The 20,295-nt window shown below is 72.9% G+C and carries 18 protein-coding genes; 10 read left to right on the top strand and 8 right to left on the bottom strand.

The features are described 5' to 3' along the window. The first annotated feature begins 177 nt into the window (after positions 1-177). The 6 genes from AAHH18_RS03175 to AAHH18_RS03150 all read left to right on the top strand — a co-directional run bounded on the left by AAHH18_RS03175 (position 178) and on the right by AAHH18_RS03150 (position 7,841). The gene (locus AAHH18_RS03175; RefSeq protein ID WP_343300544.1) at positions 178-1,107 is read left to right on the top strand and encodes a carbohydrate ABC transporter permease; all 930 of its coding nucleotides are present in this window, start codon (positions 178-180) and stop codon (positions 1,105-1,107) included. Beyond that, positions 1,107-1,925: a carbohydrate ABC transporter permease gene (locus tag AAHH18_RS03170; protein WP_343300543.1), complete on the top strand. Its 819-nt coding sequence runs from the start codon at positions 1,107-1,109 to the stop codon at positions 1,923-1,925. Before AAHH18_RS03175 ends, AAHH18_RS03170 begins: the two co-directional genes overlap by 1 nt. A 17-nt stretch (positions 1,926-1,942) precedes the next feature. Further along, complete coding sequence (locus tag AAHH18_RS03165; protein ID WP_343300542.1) at positions 1,943-3,295, top strand: extracellular solute-binding protein; 1,353 nt, start codon at positions 1,943-1,945, stop codon at positions 3,293-3,295. Positions 3,296-3,416: 121 nt separating this feature from the next. Continuing rightward, the gene (locus AAHH18_RS03160; protein WP_343300541.1) at positions 3,417-4,046 is read left to right on the top strand and encodes a 2'-5' RNA ligase family protein; all 630 of its coding nucleotides are present in this window, start codon (positions 3,417-3,419) and stop codon (positions 4,044-4,046) included. 76 nt (positions 4,047-4,122) lie between these two features. Beyond that, entirely contained in the window at positions 4,123-5,157 is a 1,035-nt protein-coding gene (locus AAHH18_RS03155; protein ID WP_343300540.1) for a LacI family DNA-binding transcriptional regulator, read from the top strand. A 185-nt stretch (positions 5,158-5,342) separates the two neighbouring features. After that, positions 5,343-7,841, top strand: coding sequence for a glycerophosphodiester phosphodiesterase family protein (locus AAHH18_RS03150; protein ID WP_343300539.1), 2,499 nt, complete (start codon positions 5,343-5,345; stop codon positions 7,839-7,841). Positions 7,842-7,965: 124 nt separating this feature from the next. Here the strand turns inward: AAHH18_RS03150 and AAHH18_RS03145 are convergent, their stop codons facing one another. The 3 genes from AAHH18_RS03145 to AAHH18_RS18290 all read right to left on the bottom strand — a co-directional run bounded on the left by AAHH18_RS03145 (position 7,966) and on the right by AAHH18_RS18290 (position 10,741). Further along, positions 7,966-8,649, bottom strand: a complete 684-nt coding sequence (locus AAHH18_RS03145; protein WP_343300538.1) for an 8-oxoguanine DNA glycosylase OGG fold protein — start codon at positions 8,647-8,649, stop codon at positions 7,966-7,968. Positions 8,650-8,684: 35 nt separating this feature from the next. Continuing rightward, positions 8,685-10,286 (bottom strand): exonuclease domain-containing protein, encoded by a 1,602-nt coding sequence (locus AAHH18_RS03140; protein ID WP_343300537.1) that lies wholly within the window; start codon positions 10,284-10,286, stop codon positions 8,685-8,687. Between the two features lie 239 nt (positions 10,287-10,525). Next, positions 10,526-10,741 (bottom strand): HNH endonuclease signature motif containing protein, encoded by a 216-nt coding sequence (locus tag AAHH18_RS18290; RefSeq protein ID WP_459349076.1) that lies wholly within the window; start codon positions 10,739-10,741, stop codon positions 10,526-10,528. Positions 10,742-11,696: 955 nt separating this feature from the next. On the opposite strand from AAHH18_RS18290, the gene AAHH18_RS03135 reads away from it, so the two are divergent. From AAHH18_RS03135 to AAHH18_RS03120, 4 genes are all read left to right on the top strand, one after another. Further along, entirely contained in the window at positions 11,697-12,272 is a 576-nt protein-coding gene (locus tag AAHH18_RS03135) for a hypothetical protein (RefSeq protein WP_343300536.1), read from the top strand. 80 nt (positions 12,273-12,352) lie between these two features. After that, positions 12,353-13,195 carry a nuclease-related domain-containing protein gene (locus AAHH18_RS03130; protein ID WP_343300535.1) on the top strand — a complete coding sequence of 281 codons (843 nt, stop codon included), beginning with the start codon at positions 12,353-12,355 and terminating at the stop codon, positions 13,193-13,195. 46 nt (positions 13,196-13,241) lie between these two features. Beyond that, the gene (locus AAHH18_RS03125) at positions 13,242-13,811 is read left to right on the top strand and encodes a hypothetical protein (protein ID WP_343300534.1); all 570 of its coding nucleotides are present in this window, start codon (positions 13,242-13,244) and stop codon (positions 13,809-13,811) included. Positions 13,812-14,024: 213 nt separating this feature from the next. Further along, a complete protein-coding gene (locus tag AAHH18_RS03120; RefSeq protein ID WP_343300533.1) occupies positions 14,025-14,672 on the top strand; it encodes a hypothetical protein in 648 nt (215 codons plus the stop codon). Between the two features lie 82 nt (positions 14,673-14,754). Here the strand turns inward: AAHH18_RS03120 and AAHH18_RS03115 are convergent, their stop codons facing one another. The 5 genes from AAHH18_RS03115 to AAHH18_RS03095 all read right to left on the bottom strand — a co-directional run bounded on the left by AAHH18_RS03115 (position 14,755) and on the right by AAHH18_RS03095 (position 19,835). After that, complete coding sequence (locus AAHH18_RS03115) at positions 14,755-15,234, bottom strand: GNAT family N-acetyltransferase (protein WP_343300532.1); 480 nt, start codon at positions 15,232-15,234, stop codon at positions 14,755-14,757. A 54-nt stretch (positions 15,235-15,288) separates the two neighbouring features. Further along, positions 15,289-16,563, bottom strand: a complete 1,275-nt coding sequence (locus AAHH18_RS03110; protein ID WP_343300531.1) for a low temperature requirement protein A — start codon at positions 16,561-16,563, stop codon at positions 15,289-15,291. A 47-nt stretch (positions 16,564-16,610) separates the two neighbouring features. After that, positions 16,611-17,066, bottom strand: a complete 456-nt coding sequence (locus tag AAHH18_RS03105) for a PIN domain-containing protein (protein WP_343300530.1) — start codon at positions 17,064-17,066, stop codon at positions 16,611-16,613. A 9-nt stretch (positions 17,067-17,075) separates the two neighbouring features. Next, the gene (locus AAHH18_RS03100; protein ID WP_343300529.1) at positions 17,076-17,588 is read right to left on the bottom strand and encodes a helix-turn-helix domain-containing protein; all 513 of its coding nucleotides are present in this window, start codon (positions 17,586-17,588) and stop codon (positions 17,076-17,078) included. A 78-nt stretch (positions 17,589-17,666) separates the two neighbouring features. Then, positions 17,667-19,835, bottom strand: coding sequence for a DEAD/DEAH box helicase (locus tag AAHH18_RS03095; RefSeq protein WP_459349071.1), 2,169 nt, complete (start codon positions 19,833-19,835; stop codon positions 17,667-17,669). Between the last annotated feature and the right edge of the window lie 460 nt (positions 19,836-20,295).

Genomic DNA, 20,295 nt, shown 5'->3' with positions numbered 1-20,295 from the left:
GCAAACGTCAGCGGGTGTTGTCGGATGCTACTCATGAGTGTACAGTCCGAGCCAAGCCGATCCGGTCACGCAGCAATGGTGCGGAATGACGGGATGTCCATCTCGACCCGTTCTGGGTGGACCACACAGCATTTGTCGCGCCCGCGTCGCCGCGGGCCGGACACCCCCGGAGGATCCATGCACGACGTCGTGGCGACGCGCCCCCGCAGCGGTCCGGAGCGGCTCCCGCGCCGGCCCCGCGGCCGGCCGCACGCCTGGGCCTACGCAGCGCTGGCGCCGACCGTGGTGGCGCTGCTGGCCTTCAACTACTGGCCGCTGCTGCGCACCGCGGTGCTCTCGTTCCAGAGCTCCGACCTGTTCGGACGGCCCGCGGGCTTCGTCGGTGCCGACAACTACGCCGCGATGCTCGGGTCGCCGGACTTCCGCCGCACCCTGCTCGTCACGGCCGTGTTCGTGGTCCTGACCGTCGTCGGCAAGCTGCTGGTCGGGCTCGCGCTCGCCGTCCCGCTGTCCCGGCGGCTGCGCGGCACGGCGTTCTCGCGGGCGGCGGTGCTCATCCCGATGGCCGTGTCCGCCGCCGTCGCCGGCCTCGCGTTCCGGGCGCTCATGAGCCCGACGTACGGGCTGCTCGACCAGATCGCGATCGCGCTCACCGGCCGTCCCGCGGGCTGGCTGACCGAGCCGACCATGGCGATGGTGTCGATCGTCGTCGTCGACGTCTGGATCTCGATCGGCTTCGTGACCCTGCTGCTCATCGCGGCGGTGGACGCCATCAGCGTCGAGGTCGAGGAGGCCGCGGCCCTGGACGGCGCCTCCCGCGCCCGGATGCTCCGCTCCATCACCCTGCCGCTCATCACGCCGACGCTGTTCTTCATCGTGGTGACGCAGTCCGTGCAGGCGATGCGGGAGTTCACGATCATCCAGGTCGTGACCGGCGGCGGCCCGGCGCGCGCCACCCAGACGCTCGTCTTCGACATCTGGGCGAAGGCGTTCGGCGGCACGGCCGACTACGGCGCCGCGTCCGCCCGCGGGATCATCCTGCTGGTCGTCATCGCCGTGCTCACCGTCGTGCAGTTCGGCGTGCTCGAGCGGCGGGTGAACTACTGATGCGCGCCCGGGCCGCCCACATCGCGCTGGTCGCCTACCTCGCGGTCGCGGCGCTGCTCGTCGCCCTGCCCGTCCTGTACGTGGTGTTCGCGGCGTTCCGCCCCGGGCAGGCGCTGACCGGCACGTTCCGGGACGTGCTCCCGACCGGCATCTCGCTCGAGAACTTCCAGGCCGCGCTCGGCCGGGCCCCGCTGCTGCGGCAGATGGTGAACTCCGGCGTCGTCACGCTCGCGCAGACCGCCGCCCAGGTGCTGACCGCGCTGCTCGCGGCCTACGCGCTGGTGTTCGGGCGCCTGCGCCGGCCGAACCTCGTGTTCGGGTTCGTGCTGCTCACCATGATGATCCCGGGCGAGACCATCCTCGTCGCGAACTACCTGACCATCCGGTCGCTCGGCCTGTTCGACACGGTCGTCGCCGTGTTCCTGCCGTTCCTGGTCTCCGCGTACAACGTGTTCCTGCTCCGGCAGACGTTCCTGTCGTTCCCGAAGGAGATCCAGGAGGCCGCCGTCGTGGACGGCGCGGGTCCCATGCGGTTCCTGTTCGGGTTCCTGGTCCCGCTGTGCCGGCCGACCGTCGTCACGGTGACGCTCATGGCCGCGATCGCCGCCTGGAACGGGTACCTGTGGCCGCTCGTGGTGTCCGAGACCCCGGCGTCCCGCACCGTCCAGGTCGGCATCAAGATCCTCACCGACGAATCCGGCACCGACCTCGGTGCGTCATTGGCGGGCGTCACCATCGCCGCCGTTCCCACCATCGTCCTCGTGCTCCTCGGCCAGCGATTCCTGGCCAAGGGTCTCACGCAGGGCTCGGTCAAATGAGGAGAGGAATGTCCACCATGCAGAGAATCCGAGGACGCAGGGCGCTGGGGGCGGCGGGGCTGCTCGCCGCGGGCGGGCTGGTGCTCGCCGCGTGCGGGTCGGCCGAGGACCCGGGCGACAGCGCCGGCGGCACGTCCGGCGGGGACGGCGACGGGGTGACGATCGACTTCTGGTACTCCGTCAGCGGGGTGCCGGCGGACACCCTCACCGCCCTGGTCGACGAGTTCAACGAGGAGCACGACGACATCACCGTCAACGCCGTCTTCCAGGGCAGCTACGTCGACTCGATGGCCAAGCTCACCAACTCGGTGCAGTCCGGCGCGCTGCCCGACGTGGTCCAGGGCGGGGACACGTTCTCGACGTACCTGAACGACACGGGCCTGACCGTCGCGCCCGGCGAGGTCGCCGGCGTGGACGGGACCACGTTCGACGGCGAGGACCTGGTGCCCGTGCTCGCCTCGTACTACACGTTCGGCGGCGAGCTCACGTCGGTGCCGATCATGGTGTCCCAGCCGGTGGTGCTCTACAACACCGCGATGCTCGAGGCCGCGGGCGTCGACCCGGCCGACGCGCCCGGCAGCATCACCGAGCTGTTCGAGACCGCCACCGCGGTGCACGACGCGACCGGGACGGCGGGCCTCACGATGTTCCTCGACCCGTGGTGGTCCGAGCAGTTCACCGCGTCCGAGGGCCTGGAGTACTGCACGCCCGAGAACGGGGTCGGCGCCGAGCCGGCCGACGCGTTCCAGTACACGACCGACGCGCAGGTCGGCCTCTGGGAGCACCTGCAGCGCCTCGTCCAGGACGGCTCCATGCTCAACACCGGCACCGACGGCAGCGCGTCGCTCACCGCGTTCGCCGCCGAGGAGGCCGCGATCATGGTGCAGTCGTCGCGGATCTTCGGGGACGCCGAGCGGGCCGCCGCGTTCGACTTCGGCGTCTGGCCGCTCCCGGTCGGCAGCCCCGACGGCGGGGCCGTCCCCGGCGGCAACTCCGTGTGGCTGGTCGACGAGGGCAGCACCGACGAGAGCCGCGCCGCGTCGGCCACGTTCGTGCAGTACCTGGCCTCGCCCGAGGTGCAGGAGCGGATCTTCCTCGAGACCGGGTACCTCCCGACCTCGCAGGAGGCCCTCGCGTCCCTCGAGGGGCAGACCACCGACGTCCAGCAGGTCGCGCTCGACCAGCTCGCCCGGACCACCGACTCGGTGCCGAGCGCCGGCTGCCACACCGGGGCCATGAACGAGGCCCGCGACGCCGTGCGCAGCGCCATCGAGGCCGTCGTCGGCGGCGCGGACGTCGCCGCCACCTGGGCGGACGCGGAGCAGCGCGGCAACGACGCGATCGCGAGCTACCTGGACCGGCTCGGCTGACACCGGCCCTCTGGACCACCGCGGGCCCGGGGCGTCGCCCGGGCCCGCGGTGCCGACCTCACCCCACCCCGCCCCACCCGCCCCACCCGCTCCCCCGCACCGACCCCGAAGCGAGATCCCGATGACCGAGCCCGTCTACGGCGTGTTCCTGCTCCCCGACCCGGTGACGTCCGCGGCCGTCACCACCGTGACCCTCGCCGTCGAGCGCCAGTTCGGCTTCGTGTCCGCCGGCCGGTTCCCGCCGCACGCCACGCTGGCCGGCTCGGTGCCGATCCGCGCGGAGGCGCCCGTCATCGAGGCCGCGCTGGACGTGGTGCTCCGCGACCGCGCCGGCTTCGACGTCCACCACGGCGGCATCGTCCGGCACGGCGCCGCCGTCACCTACGACGTCGACCGCCTGCCCGACGGCCGCCGCAACCAGGCGCTCGCCGACCTGGCCGTCGACGTCAACGCCGCGCTCGCCCCGCTCGCCCACGCCCTCGACGCCTACCTCGTGCAGCCGTTCGACCCGGAGCGGTTCCGGGCGCACATCTCGCTCGCGTCGCACGAGATGCGCACCCAGTCCCACCTCGGGGACGACGTCGAGGCGTTCGTCCGCGCCGTCCCCGCCCCGGCCGTGCCCGCGGTGTTCCCCGCGCGGCAGGTCGCGCTGTACGAGTTCCGATCCGCCGGCTGGACCGGGTGCTGGTGGGAGACGCTGCAGTGGCGGCACCTGCGCACGTGGACGCTGACGGCGCCGCGGGCGTCCTGACGCCGGCCGCGGTGCGGGGTCGGCGGGGCGGGTCGGAGGGGCGGGTCGGAGGGGCGCCGCCCCTAGCATGGGCGACGTGAGCGACCCCGCCGGCGGACCGGCCCCGCGCCGCCCGATCACGGAGGAGTACCTGGCGCTGCGGCTCGGCGTCTCCCGGGCGACGGTGTCCCGCGCCCTGCACGGCACCGGCCGCGTGTCCGCCCCCACCCGGCGGCGCGTGCTCGAGATGGCCGACCGTGTGGGGTACGTGCCCAACGTCATGGCGAGCGAGCTCGCCGCCGGCCGCACGCGCACCGTCGGGCTGCTGCTCCGGGACTCCTCCAACCCCGCCTACGGTCTGCTGCACGCCAGCCTCCAGGCCTCCGCGCACCGCCGCGGCATCGAGGTGCTCACCGTCACCGCCACCGGCGACATCGGCCCGTCGCGCCAGGTCGCCGGCCTGCGCCGCCTGCTCGGGATGCGTGTCAGCGGCCTGGTCGTCGCGACCGGCGACGTCCCGTCGGAGCACCTGCTGCCGTTCCGGGACGCCGTGCCGATGATCCGCGCCGGCCGCCCCGAGTCCGACCCCGAGATCCACGCGGTCGCCTACGACGAGGCGCACCACGCCCGGCTGCTCGTCGAGCACGTGCTGTCCCGGGGGCACCGGCGCGTCGCCGTCCTCACCCCCGACCGCGAGGTGTCCCTGCCCGAGTCGGTGCGCGCGTCGAGCGCCACCGGCCTGCTGGAGGCCGCGGGCGCCGAGCCGGTGCCCGTGCCCGTCCGCGAGACCACCGACGGCGTCGCGCGCGTGCTCGAGCTGGCCCGCCACGGCGTGGTGACCGCCGTGATGTGCCCGACCGACCTGCGGGCTCTCGAGGTGCTGCGGCAGGCCCGCGTCCGCGGCGTGCCCGTGCCCGACGACCTGTCCGTGACCGGCTGCGACGGCGTGCTGCCCGGGCTGGACCTCATCGGGCTCACCAGCGTCCGGCTGCCCGTCGAGGAGCTCGCCGACCAGGTGGTGGGGCACCTCGCCCGGCTCATGCAGGGCGAACCCGAGGAGCCGGTGCACGAGTCGCTGCGCGGCGAGCTGCTGGACCACGGGTCGGTCGGGCGCGTGGCCGTCGACGACTGATCGCTACCTCACCGGTCGCGCCCCGGCTGACGACCTGTCGTCATCCGTGGGAACTCCCCTCGGAGGCTCCGACAGGGCGGTCCTAGCGTCGCGGGCGTCGGTCCCCCGCCGGACGCGCGGCCCGGTGCCGGGCGGCCCGCGGCGGCACCGACGCGCTGATCACTGCGACGAGCGAGGGAGCCGTCATGAGGAGATCCATGCTGCGCGCGCTGGGCGTCCTGGTCGGGGCGGCGTGCGTGCTGCCCCTGACCGTCGCCGCCGCGCCACCGCTCGATCCGGCACCGACGGCGGCGGCCGTGGCGCCGGACGGGTCGGGGCCGGGTGGCTCTCCGGCCGCGCCGCCCGCCGAGGGCGGGGCGAGCGGCGAGCCGGGCCGGCCCGCGGAACCGGGTCGGCCCGCCGAGCCGGGCCGGCCCTCTGATCCGGGTCGGCCCGCCGGCCCCGGTCGCCCGCCCATCGAGCCGGGCACCCCGTCCGCCGCCCCGGCGTGCACCAAGACCGCCGCGCAGGTGCTCGCGGGCCTCCAGGGTCTGCGCGGCCAGCAGCAGTTCACGACCGTCCGGCACCGCGGCGACTTCGACGCCACCACCCCGGAGAACAGCCTCGGCGCGTTCCGGCGGTCGTACGACAGGTGCCGTCCCGGCGTCGAGACCGACCTGCGGCACACCGCCGACGGCAAGCTCGTCATGTTCCACGACACCCACGTCGGCAAGATGATGGAGCCGACCTACGTCCCGGAGACCGCGACCGGCCCGAACGCCGCTCTCACCAGCCTCACGCTCGCGCAGCTCCGGCAGAAGCGCCTCGTGACGATCGACCGCCAACCGTCCGAGTGGAGCATCGTCACGTTCGACGAGTTCCTCACCGACGCCGTCGAGCACGGCGGCCCGTCGCTGCTGTTCGTCGAGGTCAAGGACAACGCCGACATCCTCCCGGCCGTCCAGGAGACCCTCGCGTTCCACCAGCGGCACCCGCAGGCGGCGGTCTTCGACCGGGTGGTGTTCAAGATCCGCCTCAGCGCCTACCCGACGTTCGCCTCGTGGCGGCAGGCGACCGCCGCGATCGCCGGGCTGCCGCGCACCCCGCTCACGCAGGTCATGGTGAGCCGCGTCATCGCCGACGAGGTCGACCGGCGCGCCGACCTCGGCACACCGTCCGGCCAGACGCCCAGCTACTACGCGACGTCCACCTGGGCGAGGGCGAACGCCACCACCGACGGCGTCCTCAGCGTCGAGGTCACCATGAAGGACTCCGTCGGCTTCTACGAGACGCGGCACCAGCAGGGATCCAGCACCGGCACCGCGTTCCCGCAGCCGTTCCGGGACGTCGAGTACTACACGCCGCTCACCGTCAACGAGGCCAACACCCGCCCCGGCACCATGGCGCGGCTGACCGCCCTCGTGCGCGCGTCGAACAAGCCGCTCGGGCAGTTCGTGCCGATCCCCGACTGGGTCATGTGGCGCTCCGGCCCCGTCGACTGGGACCGGACCCTGCCGAGCGTCGTCGGCAGCGCCACCCCGATCACGCCGCGCGAGGCGTACTTCCAGAACGACTCGCGCTGCTGCTACGCCCTGGAGCTGCGCCTCGCGGACACCGGCCACGACCCCGAGCAGAACGAGCAGCGCACGATCCTGCCGTGGATGCAGGACATCGGCGCCACCGTCCTCACCGCCGACGACACCGACAGCATCGACGCGTTCTTCCACGGTCAGGGCACGCTGTACGACCTCGGCCGTCCCGCCGGTCAGACGCAGGTCAGCCCGGCGCCGGCCGCGATGAACTCGCTCATCAGCCCGTCCGCCAACCAGGGCACCCTCCGGCTCAGCCCGACGATGGTGATGGTCTCCGTCCGCTCCATCCAGGTCACCGACATCGACGGCGAGTACCCCGGCGACCTGTTCGGCACCATCAGCATCACCGACCGGAGCACCACCGGGCGCAAGCCCCTCCAGATCGCGCGCAACGACGCGCGCATCCACTACGCCGAGTACCCGGAGGTGCGGCTCGACGCCGGCGGCCAGTCGCTGTTCCGCGGCGGGACGCTCGACATCGAGCTCTGGGACCGCGACCTCGACGCCTCCCCCGACGACCTCATCGTCAAGCGGACCATCGACATCCCCGCCGACACCCCCGACGGCAGCTACTACGTCCTCACCGACCGCGGCGAGACGCACCCGATCCCCGGCGTCGGCAACAAGACCACCTACGGCAAGGCGGTCATCAACTACACCGTCCAGCGGTACTGGACCAACATCGAGCTGCGCGACACGACGATCCGCAACATCGACGGCGAGAACCCCGGCGACCTCTTCGGCACCATCCGCACCACCCACGCCGACCTCGACGACTCCTGGCGGAGCCACAACTTCCTCCGCAACCGCTGGGAGTACCTCAGCATCGGCCCCGGCCGGGACGTGCCGCTCAACTCCCACGACGCCCCCGGCTTCGACCTCGCCGCCATCCGGTTCGACCTGTGGGACGCCGACAGCGGCTCCGCGGACGACAAGATCGCCCAGGGCACGCTCACGGTCGACAAGCACCAGGACATCGACGCGGACAACCTCCGGCGCGTCGACGGGCAGTACGGGTGGGTCACCGCGACGACCTCGTGGAACGCCCGCACGAACCGGGTGCTGCTGCAGCCGATCGGGTTCGCGCCGGTGGTGACGGGGGACGGGTCGTAGGGGCGGGGGCGCGGGCGCCGCGAGACATCCCTGGTCGGGGCCGCATCCCGCGGGCATCCCATCGCGTCGGGGTCACGTCGAGAGCTGCCTCGGGCGCTGCGAAGTCGCGGGCGCGGGAGTGTCGTCAGCTCGAGGCAGCGCTCCCGTTGTCGCGGAAGAGCACCCACTCCAGGTACTCCGCTGGGACAGTGAGCACGCGAGCCCAGTCGTGGACCGCCTCCACGTAGGCGCGGTACCTGTCCGCGCGGGAACGGCTACCCGCGAGATCCACGAGGCGCACGCCGAGCGTGATGTTCAGCGCGCGGTAGACGCGGGCGTCCAGAATCAGCGGCTGCCAGTTTCGACCGTTGCGGCGGCCGGCGTACGCGAACCACTTCGTGAAGAAGGAGGGCCCGACTCCGGGACACCTCCACGCGTCGTACGCCTCCGCCAGTTCCGCCGTCGCATCCGCCCGGCGTAGCCGCTCGGCGCTGACCCGCAGCGCATCGACCAGCTGTTCCCGGTGGGCGAACGCCCGGGCGGTGTGCCGGAGTGTCCGCGCACCCGTGACCCCTGCGCCCCATGCCTGGACCACGAGAAATGCTCGAAGGAGCGCAACGTCGTCCGCGGCGTCGGCGCCGTCGAGCAGACGCGCTACCGCCGCGCGGTCGACCAGTCGGTCGCCGGGCTTCTGCTGGCTCGGGATCGAGACAGCGTCGTCCTCGAGCACCGCGACGATCTCAGGCTCGACGTCGAGAAGAGCCGCTCTCCACGATCGTGGACGGAACAACACGGGGTCCTGCCGCGCCGTGGCGTAGGCGTCAGTCACCCCGCGCAGCCCCTGTGGCATGGCATACGCATCGGTCACGACCTCGCCTCCCACGAATGCGCATGGCGGTACCGGACGATGACGTCCGCAGGCAAGCGACCGCGGTCACTCACCGTGATGCCCTGCCGTCGCGCCCAATCCCGGATCTCTGCCGGCGAAGCTCCCGACGCCTCCGATCCCGCACGCTCGGCCACGGAGGCGGGCACCGCAAGTGGCGCCTCCCCGTACTTCGTCGCGGTGATACTGGGCGCCACCGCGGGCTGGATGTGGTCGAGGAGGACTCGGAAGAGCCCCGGCTCGACGATGCGGGTACCCAGTCGCAGTGCCTCCGAGAGCTTCGTGCCGGTGAAGCTGCCATCCGTGACGAGCATGGCCGTGCGGCGTGAGACGCTTCCCGACACGCGCACGCCTACCTCTCGGGCTCTCGCCTCCAGGGCCGTGCGCACGTCCTCGTCGCACCCTGTGAACACGACCGATTGCCCCACGCACAAGGGCTCACCATGTGGCCACCCCTCCGGCAGCGGGGCCAACCCCTCGCTCTGCCGCGCGTCGCGCCTAGTCCCGGCGACGTTCAATGCGGCGAGCACGCGGCCGCGATCAACGCCGAGTAGCTTCGCCACCTCGTAGAGCTCGGCCCGCTCGGCCTGGGTCACTGTTGCGTCGGCAACCGCCTTGTCCGCGAGTGCCAGCAGAAACGCCTCGTGCGCGAGCGCCACAGCGGGCGGTTCCAACTCCCACAGCTGAGCGACGTCCGAAAGTGCGCCGATCTCGTCAATCGTGAGGAGTCCGTCCTCGAGGACTTCCGCCAGGAGCTCCACGTACGAGGCTGTGCCCTCCGGCGCATCGGCTGGGACGACATCCGTCACCGCGAGATCATCGAGTAGTTGGACAAGGCGGCGCTGCTCTCGCGGTTGCTCGCTCTTCCGGCGGATCTCTCGCACGACACCGCCAGTGGAAGCGACCACTCCAGTGTCGGAAGGTTGCGTGGGCCACACGACGCCGCCGGCCGCCTTGACCAGCTCGTCATAGAGCCCTGCGCCAGTGCGCCGCGCACCGAGGTAGGCAGCGAGCAGACCGGCAGCCGCACGAGCATCACCGAGCGCAGAGTGCGCGCCCTCATGACGCACTCCTGCCGCTGCGCAGCAATCGGACAGTCGTCGGCGCCCCAGGGAGGGCATGTGGCGTCGACTCTCTTCGAGAGTGCACAGCGCTGGAGGCCATGGCATGGCCCATCCGGCGCGGGCGAACTCGGCGCGGAGGAATGCGAGGTCGAAGCGAGCATTGTGAGCGACGAGGACGAGGCCTGACAGCCGATCGGCGAGCTTGGCGGCTTCTGCCGAGAACAGAGGCGCGGTCGCAACGTCGGCCGCGGTGATGCCGTGGATATGCGTCGCACCGACGGGGCCCTGCGGATTCAATCGGGATGACCATTCGTCAAGCGCACGACCGGAAGCGTCGCATCGAACGACGCTTAGCTCGAGCACCCGGTCGCGAACCGCAGCGAGGCCGGTCGTCTCGACGTCGAGAACGGCGAAGACAGCGCGGCTGGACTCGGCCGTAGGCGGGACGGCCACTGACGCCGTCGCGCTCGTAGAAGTCCCCCGCTCGAGCGTGCGAGCCTGGTCGAGCAGCTGCACGGCCGTGGGCTCGATCGTCCGCTTGGCCGGTCGCAGCCAGTCCCACATCCCCATACGTCGTCCTCGATTCAGCGCGTGTAGTTGCCGGAGGCTATCGGCATGGTCGCGGCCCCCGACAAGGGCGCCTGCACCTGGATCGCCCGATCGGACGGTCAGGACACGCTCAGCGACGAAGCGCCCGCGCCGCCCGATCGCAACATGCTGCTCGCGAGTCGGCATAGCGAAGGCGGGGACCGTACCTATCCTTCCCCGCGAGCCGCGGAGTCCGCCGCAGCCGCGATGAGGACGAGCTCTTTTCGCCACTGCGGGGCTCGCTCACCCCGGGTCTTGCAGGCGTGACAGTTCGGACAGAGCGCCACCATGTTCCGCGGGTGGTCGTCGCCACCCAGCCCCAGATCCCGAATGTGGTCAACGTCCAGGATGGGGTCGCCCTGTCGATTTCGCTCAGCGGGCATTCCGGTGCACAACGGACTCTCGCACTTACCCCGGGACCGAAGAAGCACCGCCCGTCGAGCTGCCGCACTCCGCGCGAAGTCGAGGCGAGGCACGCCGCGCACCCGATCACCTTGTCCTCGTGCTTCGACCCGAGCGACCAGCTCTGCATAAGTCGAGTCAGGCCGCGCCTCGGGTCCCAAGGGGGCCGCTTCGGCGGCTCGCGCACCGTCGTCCAGCGCAGCGGAGACGTGAGCGGGCCACTCGTCGGGGTTGGCGCTTGGCACCGCGCTCAAGACCCACTCGATCTCAGCGCGAGCGAGTCCATCGTCGTCGACACCGTTCACCCACGAGCGACCGATAACCACGCACCACGTCAGGAACGTGATCGCCCCTCCGTTCGGCCGGTACCAAAAGCGGACGGGCGCTTGCTCGACTCGAGCCTTCTCGAGACGGGCATTTCCACGCCGGTCGACCCGCTGAGTTCCGACTCGACCTTCTCCTCGATACCCGAAGGGAGCGACGAGCGATGGCGGGTCGTCCGAATAGCGTCCCCTCTCGTTGGAAAAGACGTTCACGGTAGAGTCACCGGGGAATCGGGTAATGCCGGGGATCTTGTCGCCACCGTAGACAGCCTGAATCTCAGTCCGGCTAGGGTACGAGTCACCGACAGCCGGACGTCGAACCGATGCGAGTGGAACGCCCGCGGGACCCTGCGCTGCTGCGACGTCGCCGATCACGCGGTGACCCGAGAAGGCTGCTTGAGCTCAACGCCGTACGATCCGGAGTGCCCACTGGACGAACTCATAGCCAGAAGATCGGTGCGTACGCGCCCAACTTGAGCGATGCGACAACGACAGCCGCGAGCAATCCATCACCCCTTCCGCAGCGTCGAGTTCCTGCGAAAGACGGCCGCTACTCGCACGGAACGTGGTCGAGGCTGCGCGGTTGCCCAAGGGAGTTCCCTACGATCCGGACATGACAACGCCCGGTCCGCAGCAGCGCAACGCCGGCAACGGACACATCGGCATCCAAGGTTCCACCCGTGCTGCACCCCTCGTCGTGCAGCTCCGGCCGGAGACCCGCCAGGCCCTCGAGCGTCGCGCCGCCCGCGACCCGGGGCGGCGGGGAACGGCCGCGATCCGGCTCGCCCTCTTCATGTCGGCCCTCCTCCTCGTACCGCTCGTCGCAATCAACGCCATCGAAGGCTTCCGTCTGCGGACGCTGGTGCTGCTGCTCTTCCTCGCCATCCCCGCCGCCATCGCGCTGTGGGGTCGGCGCATGCTCCGCACCGTCCCCGGCGAGGTCGCGGTGGACGTCCTCGTCATCAGCGACGACGAGGTCCGCTTCGAGGCGCTCACCGCCGTGAACCCGGCGATGGGGGTCGCGGAACCGGACGTCTGGCCGCGGGGCTGCACGACCGTCGAGGTCCGGAGCTCACCGGTTCTCGGGACACGCATCGTCTTCCGCGGACCGGAAGCACGGCGCCGCGTCTACCTGGCGCGGATGCTCGACACCCCAGCGGCGACGATCGAGGCCAGGCTCGCGGGTTGACGCCGGCGCCGCCTACGCCGTTCAGGTGGTTGTCGCAGGCAGCGGTCGTCGCTGTCCCGCGCCGCGCCGATGTCGTCGGCATGTCCGACCCGAGCGAGGACGCCCCGAGCACCGTCAGGACCATGCGCCTGCGCTATGCCGGTGCGTGCCGCGCGTGCGGGGTGACGCTCGCCGCGGGAACCACGGCGGCGTACGACCGGCGGACCCGCACGGTGTCCTGCCTCGCGTGCCACGGCGCGGAAGCACCCGCCGTGCCCCTCGACACCTCGGCCGGCACGCCGGGCGCGTCTGCGCGGCGCGAGTTCGAGCGACGCTCCGCGAAGCGTGAGGAGCGCGTGCGGGCCGCGCACCCGCGGTTGGGCGGGCTGATCCTGGCGCTGTCCGACGACCCGCAGAGCACCACCGCGTGGGCTCGAGGCGCGCGCGGGGAGGAGCTGCTCGGGTCCGCGCTCAACGGACTCACCGACCGGGGCGTGCGCCTGCTGCACGATCGACGCATCCCGCGCAGCCGCGCGAACATCGATCACATCGCCGTCGCCGCCAGCGGCGTATACGTGGTCGACGCAAAGCGGTACCGCGGCCGGCCGACGCTCCGGGTCGAGGGTGGGATCCTGCGACCGCGGGTCGAGAAGCTGGTGGTCGGGGGCAGGAACTGCACGGCGCTCGTCGCCGGCGTGCACAAGCAGGTCGGCGTCGTGCGTGACGCCCTCGCTGCGGCGGGCATGGATGACGTCCCTGTGCACGGGGTCCTGTGCTTCGTGGACGCGGACTGGCCGCTGATCGGCGGGTCGTTCGTCACCGGCGGCGTCGCTGTGCTGTGGCCGAAGAAGCTCGGCGAACGTCTGCGAGCCGAGGGGACGCTGGACCAGTCGACCGTCGATGCCGCGCACCGCGCGTTGGCCGGTGCCCTGCCTGCCGCGTGAGGCGGTGGTCGGCGCTCATCTACCGTCTGGACCCGTGAGGAGCGACATGACCGACGTCCTGTACACCGGCCGCTGGAGCAGCAGGACCCGGCTGCCGGTCCCCGGCGTGGGCTGGTACGACGAGGCCAAGGCGCGCGCGATCTACGACGAGCGGAGGGAGTTCCTCTGCGTGGTCGACGCCGAGGACCGGCTGGAGGACGGCCGTCCACGTCAGCGGTGGATCATCGGCGTCTCGGGAGACGAGGGGTTCCGGTGCGGGTTCTTCACGCCCGCCGGGACCCTCTACCGCCAGATCGACTACGCACCTCGGCAAGGGCGCCTCTGGCGCGAGACGACCGTGGACTACCGGTATCCGGACGACGCCCGCCTCTACGCCCGCGGCTCCGAGTCGCTCGGCCACACGATCGCCCGCTTCGCCCCCGACGGGAGCGGCACCGTCCTGCACGTCGAGACCGGCAACCCCGTGGGCGAGGAGGTCGAGCTCCACGACGCGCCCGTCGCGGGGTTCTGGCTCGACAGGCCCGAGTTCGGCGACTGGTCCCGGCTCTCCGACCCGCTGTACGGCGTCCCGACGGACGACGACGTCGACCGCCACATCGCCCGCCGGCTGTCCTGACCCGGTCGACCCGGCGCTCCCCGCGGTGCTGCCGACCGCTGCGGCGGCGGGCAGCCCGATCCGGTGACAGACCGTCGGCCACGACCCGATCCCGCTTGCACCACCCCCCTCGCCCGTTACGTTCGAGGTGAGGGCCGTGCGGGACCATCCGCCGGACCCTCGCGGCACCCGCCGATCGAGCCGCGATCGGGCCGACCCGCTGGAGGACATCCCGTGACCACGACCCCCACCCGCCCTTGGACCCGCGCTCGCGCCCCGCGCGCGTTCGTGCTCGCCCTCGCCGCGGGTGCCCTCGTCGTCGGGACGTCGGCGTGCACCGGCGGCGACGACGACACGGAGAGCACCGACACCACGGCGCCGGCGCCCGACCCCGTCACGACCACGGACCCCGCCGACGACGGCGCCGATGACGACGCGTCGGCACCCGCCGGCGACGACCTGCTCGCGGGCACGCACCAGGTCGACATCCAGACGTACGGCGGCGAGTGGGTGACCACGACCGTCGAGGGCGGCGTCACCACGGTGACCGACCCGGCGGAGGCCGGCGGGGTGCCGACCACGTGGGTGTTCGAGCCGAACGGCTCGGCGTTCCAGGTGCGGACCGTCGCGACGACGGACGCGGAGCCGTCGTGCCTGAGCATCCCGGGCGACGGCGTCGTCACGGTGGCGACGTGCGACCCGGCGGCCGCCGACCAGCAGATCCAGGTCGGGACGCTCGACCAGCCGGACCAGGTGAACATCTCGTCGGAGGCGGGCGTCGTGGTCGCGGACCAGGAGGGCGGCCTCGCGATCGAGCCGGACCCGTCCAGCCCGGCCAGCGTGTTCACGCTCGTGGACCGCGGCGCCGCCTCGGAGGCCTGACCGCAGCGACCGAGCACTCCGGTCGGGGACGAGGGAGCGCGGCGGTGCCCGCTCACCGCGTCCCCGGCCGGCGCACGGCCGGTCACCCCGCAGGCGCGAAGCCGAGCGAGAGGTAGAGCCGGAGCGCGTCGGGCGCGGAGTCGTCGACCCGCAACCCGATGGGGGCGGGAACCGCCCGCTGGACGGCGTGCACGAGGGCCCGCCCGATGCCGCGGCGGCGCGCGTCCGGGACGACGAACAGGTCGGTGATGAAGGGGCCGCGCGGGACGTCTGGCCACGGTGGGTCCTCGACGGTGATGATCGCGCCGCACAGGTCGTCGCCGATCCGCGTCAGCAGGCTCCCCGCCGTCAGCCAGCGGCCGTACTCGCCGTTCCACGCCGCCAGCACGTCGTCCGAGGCGGCGGTCAGCGACATCTCGTCCGCCGTTCCCCGGTAGGCGGACCAGTAGCCGCGGCCGACGTCCGCCAGGTCCTCCTCGCCGATGCGGTGCAGCGCCACCGGGACGGGCGGGCGCCAGGGGTCAGCGGGGACGGAGCCGGAGAGCAGGAGCTGGTTCGCCACCCGCGCACGGTAGGTGCTGTCCGGGCGGCGCGGCGACGGGTCATCGCCCCGTGCTCACACCTCCCCGACCTCCTTCACGGCCGCCGCCTGGTCCTCGGCGCGCCGTCCCGCGAGCCCGTGCCCGACGACCGTCACCCACGGCACCAGCGCCAGCACGAGCAGGCCCCACACCAGGGGCGCCCCCGCGACGACCAGCGCCACGGCCCCGACCACCACCGCCGCGGACGCCGCCGCCAGCCCGACGTGGACGCGCCCGCGCTCCCGGCTCAGCGCCCCGAACAGCGCTGTGAACGTCGCCACGTAGACCGTCACGGGCACGGCGACCGTCAGCAGCGTCCCGACCCGCCCCAGCGCGCTGGCGCCCTCCAGCGAGAACGCCGCCGCGTGCAGCCCGCCACCGGTCGCGACGATGGAGCCGAACAGCACGATGTGCCCGTACCCCCACGCGAACGACCGCCGCCGGCGCGCGGCCAGGAGCGCACCGCTCGGCATGACGTCGTACGCCCACCACAGGCCGAACGTCAGGGCCACGCCGGCGAGCCCGAGCAGCGCGGTCTCGACGGTCCAGCCGGACTCCTCGAGGATCGCGGCGAGCGCGAACGTCGTGCCGGTGAGCCCCTCACCGACGGCGATGATGACGACCAGCCCGTACCGCTCCGCGATGTGGTGGGGGTGCCAGGGGGTGCCGCCGTGCACGCGCTCGGCGACGACCGGGCCGACGGCCTCGAGCACCATGAGCGGGACGACGAGGACCAGGGCCGTGACCGTCGGGACGTCGACCAGGGCGAGCGCCACCCACCCGGCCTGCGCGGCGAGCAGCGTCGCGATGAACACCGCGATGCTCGGCCGTCGGTCCGGGTCGGCGAGCGCCGCGCGGCTCCACTGGAGCACCATCGGCACGCGCATCACGACGTAGCCGAGCACGAGCACCCGGTTGTCGAGGTGCTCCCCCGCGGCGAGGGACTCGAACATCGGCGGGACGCCCAGCGCCAGGATGAGGACGCCGACCATCTGGACCATCGTGGTGAGCCGGAACAGCCAGTCGTCGGTGTCGTACGCCGAGGCGAACCACGTGAAGTTGATCCACGCCCAGGACACGGCGAACGTCGCGAACGCGAACCCGGTGACCGCCGCGCCGACGTGGCCGTCCGCGACCAGGACGGCGAGCTCCTCCGCCGTCCGCCCGAACGCAATGACGAACGTCAGGTCGAACAGCAGCTCCAGCGGCGTCGCGGTCCGCAGCCGCTCCAGCGGGTCCCGCCCGACCATCCGCACCCGCAGCGGGGCGACGCGCGGGGACGCGGCCGGGGAGCCGGGCGGACTCGTCACGCGACGGATCGTGGCACGGCCACGGCGATCCGGGAACACCGGGGCGGTCAGTCGGATGACAGTCCGAGGAGGGGCCGCATCGATGCCGCGAACCCCGGGGTCCCCGCACGGCCGAGCGAGTCCAGCACCTGCCCCGGGGAGAGCGGTGGACGGCCCGTGCCGCGCGACTGGCTCTCGATCACCGCGACCATCGTCGGCGGGTCGAGGTCTGCGAGGTCGAGCAGGAAGTCGTCGGGGTCGCCGCCGAGGACGATCCCGTCGACGAGCGGCTCCCACCCCAGGACCGTGGCGTCCTCGAAGGCGCTCTGCATGGCCGTGAGTCGCGCGTCGACATGCGTCGGCGCGATCTCCGGGTGGACTTCGAGGACGGCGGAACGCACCTCTCGGAGGATCTCCGCCGACCAGAGCGGGCGGTACAGCCCCGCCTCCGCCGCGCGAAGGAGCGTGTCGGCCAGCGAGGCGGGGACGAGCACGCAGGCGTCGAGCAGCGCCCCGAAGCTCACGGATCCCCGCTACCGGTCGCTCGCGCCGTCGCCCCCGCCCGCACGAGCGCGACGGAGGGCGTTCTCGTAGTCGGAGGCGGCGGCGTCGTAGAGCCCGTCGGCCACCGCCTGGCGCGTGATGCCGTCGAGCTGCGCGCGCTGTTCGCGCCGTCGGTCGTCCCGGAACGCGAGCAGGTCGTCGAGGCGCACCCGGCGGTGCCGCGTGACCCGCTCGAACGGGATCCGACCCTCCTCGAGGAGCTTCACGACCGTGGGCCGTGAGACGCCCAGGAAGTCGGCCGCCTGGGAGGTCGTCAGCCGCTGCTCCACGGGAGCGACGGTGATCGCCCGACCGGCCTCCATCGCCTCGACGACCCGTACGAGCACGTCGTGCACCGGGGACGGGATGTCGACGGCGGTCCCGTCCGGGGCGACGAGCCGGGCCGTCGGCTGCTCGAGAGCGCGCGCGAGCAACCTCACCGACTCGACCTCGGCACCCTCGGAGGGTGGCAGCGTGGTCCTGGCGGCAAGGGCGGTGCTCATACGCACACGATGCGCGAGAAACGAAACATTCGCAAGAGCGCGCCCGGGCCTGGGGACGACCTCGCTCCGTCCCGCCGCTCAGCCCCGGGCGGCCTCCGCCTCCAGCGCCTCGGTCAGCAGCCCCACGAGCGTCTCGAGCTGCACGTCCGCCGCCCCGGCGTCCTCCTGCTCCCCGGCGCCGTCGAGCGCCCGCGCCGCGAGGCCGGACTTGGCGTCGATGAGCTCGGCGATCTTCGCGTCGACGGTCTGGGCGGCGATGATCCGCCAGGCGGTGACGGGCTCGGACTGGCCGATGCGGTGGATGCGGTCGATGGCCTGGGTCTGCTCGGCGTCCGTCCAGGAGAGCTCCGCGAGCACCATGTTGGACGCGACCTGCAGGTTGAGGCCGACGCCGGCGGCCATGAGGGAGCAGACGACGATCTGCACCTCGGGGTCGTCGGTGAACGCGGTGACGTTCTTCTCGCGGGCCTTCGGCGTCTGGTCGCCGCGGATGGACGCGTACCGGATGCCGCGGTCGGCGAAGAGCTGCTCGGCGGTGTCCATGACGTCGACGTGCTTGGCGAAGAACACGACCTTGCCGACGTTGCGGGCGAGCTGGGCGGCGTAGTCGGCGGCCAGCCCGGCCTTCGCCTGGCCGATGCGACGGACCATCGTGAAGACGTTCTCGCCGCCGCCCTTGCTGCTGGAGTCCTTGAGCTCCGTGGCGGCGACGCGGCGCACCAGGTCGCGGTCGAGGCCGTCGGAGACCTCGGACCGGGCGGCGAGCGCCGCGTGGTACCGCTCGACCATGCGGCGGGTGAGCGCCTCCTCGGCGGCCCGGATGGAGCGGCCGACGGCGCCGTCCAGCTCGACGGGCAGGTCCGCGACGCGGCGGGCGGGGATGTCGGCGACGACGTCGATCTTGCGGCGCCGGACGATGCCCATGTCGATGACGGCGGTGCGCGCGGCGGCGGAGAACCCGCGGTCGGCCGGCGTCAGGCCCGTCTCCTCCAGGGCGGTCATGAGGCGGCCGAGCGGCTTCTCGTCGTCGATCCAGCCGAGGTACTGCCAGATGGCGCGGAAGTCCTCGATGTCGTTGATGAGCGGCGTGCCGGTGAGCGCCATGAGCAGCGGCCGGGGCGCGCGCTCCCGGATCCGCTCCGACAGGGCGAGCACGTGCCGCGAGCGCTGCGAGCCCTTGTTCTTGATGAAGTGCGCCTCGTCGACCACCATGCCGCGGAACCCGAAGTCGCCGAGCCAGCCGACGTGCCGGTCCAGCAGCTCGTAGTTGACGATGACGACGTCCGCGAAGCCGTTCACGCCCTCGCCGTCGCCGTGCACCACCGTGGGCTGCCGCTCGGGCGTCCACATGCGGACCTCGTGCGCCCAGTTGGTCTTGACGACGTTGGGGACGACGACGAGCAGCGGGTAGGCGTCGGCGGCGCGGGCGGACAGCAGCGCCTGGGCGGTCTTGCCGAGGCCCGGCTCGTCGGCGAGCAGGTAGGTGCGGTGGCCGGCGGCGGTCGCGGCGACGACCTGCGCCTGGTGCGGCATGAGCTCGCGACCGGCGGGCACCTGGACGAGGCGGCCGTCGGGCAGCGGCATGCACGCGGGTGCACCGGCGGGCGCCTGCTCGAACGAGCGGAACAGCGGCTCGAGCAGCTCCCAGCCTGCGAGGCGGCGCGGGCGGCCGGCCATCCGCTCGGCGGCGGCCTCGAAGTCGGGGGCCAGGAAGGGGTTCGCGAGCTGCCGGGCGACGACGGAGCGGGGCACGACGCGCTTCTCGGCGCCCGGCTCGGGCTGCACGGGCGCGGGCTCCTCGGGCTCCTCCGGCGGCTCCAGCCCACCGGCGCGCATCATCGTGGCCTTCAGGGTGCGCGCGGCGTCGGAGACGCGGGCGTCGTCGCCGAGCAGCGCCAGCAGGGAGGTGTCGCGGGCGGCGATCTTCGCGAGCAGCGTCGCCACGCCGTCGAGCCGCTTGAGCTGCTCGGTGCGGCGGGACTGCCCGAGCTCGGCGTCGCCCATCACCCGGGCGCGCTCCTCGCGGACCAGCAGGGCGACGACCTGGAACCTGGTGCGCACGGCCGGGCGCGTCGGGGGCCGGCGGACGATCGCGTCGACGTCGCGGGCCGCCGCGGCGAGGACGGGGATCAGCCCCTCCTCCGAGCGGCGCGGCGCACGACGTCGCTGCGCGGTGGCGGCACCGCCACCACCGGACGCGGAGCGCCCACCACCGGACCGCCGCCGACCCGAGCCCGCTCCTGCCACATCTCCTCCTTCGACGACCGACCGCAGCGACGACGGCGGCACGGCACGCGCCGGCGCCGCAGCACACGCGTCCGCGACGCCCCGGACGGGCACCGCCCGGACACCCGCACCGGCAGAACTCCGGACGACCCGACCACCCGGGACGACCCGACCGCCCGGGTCGATCCAGCCGCCCGGGAAGACCCGGCCACCCAGGACGACCCGGCAGCCCAGAACGACCCAGCCACCCAGGACGATCCGACCGCCCCGGCGCTCCGACTGCCGGAACCCCCGACGATCCGGGCACCCGGACCCGTCCGGACGCCCGGCACCGCACGCCACCGTGGTGCATGTGCGCGCCACCGGACGACCGGGACCTCCCGGCACGCCGGGGCGCCGCGGTCAGGGCCGAGCCTTGCGCCCCCGGCGGGAGTGACTCCACCGGCCACCCGGGGGTGGCACGCCGCCATACGCCTCGCGG

Origin of the sequence: Cellulomonas olei, from assembly GCF_039548315.1 — a bacterium.
Lineage (GTDB): Bacteria > Actinomycetota > Actinomycetes > Actinomycetales > Cellulomonadaceae > Cellulomonas.
Note: the sequence above shows the minus strand (reverse complement) of the source record. Positions and strands in the feature narration are given on the sequence as shown.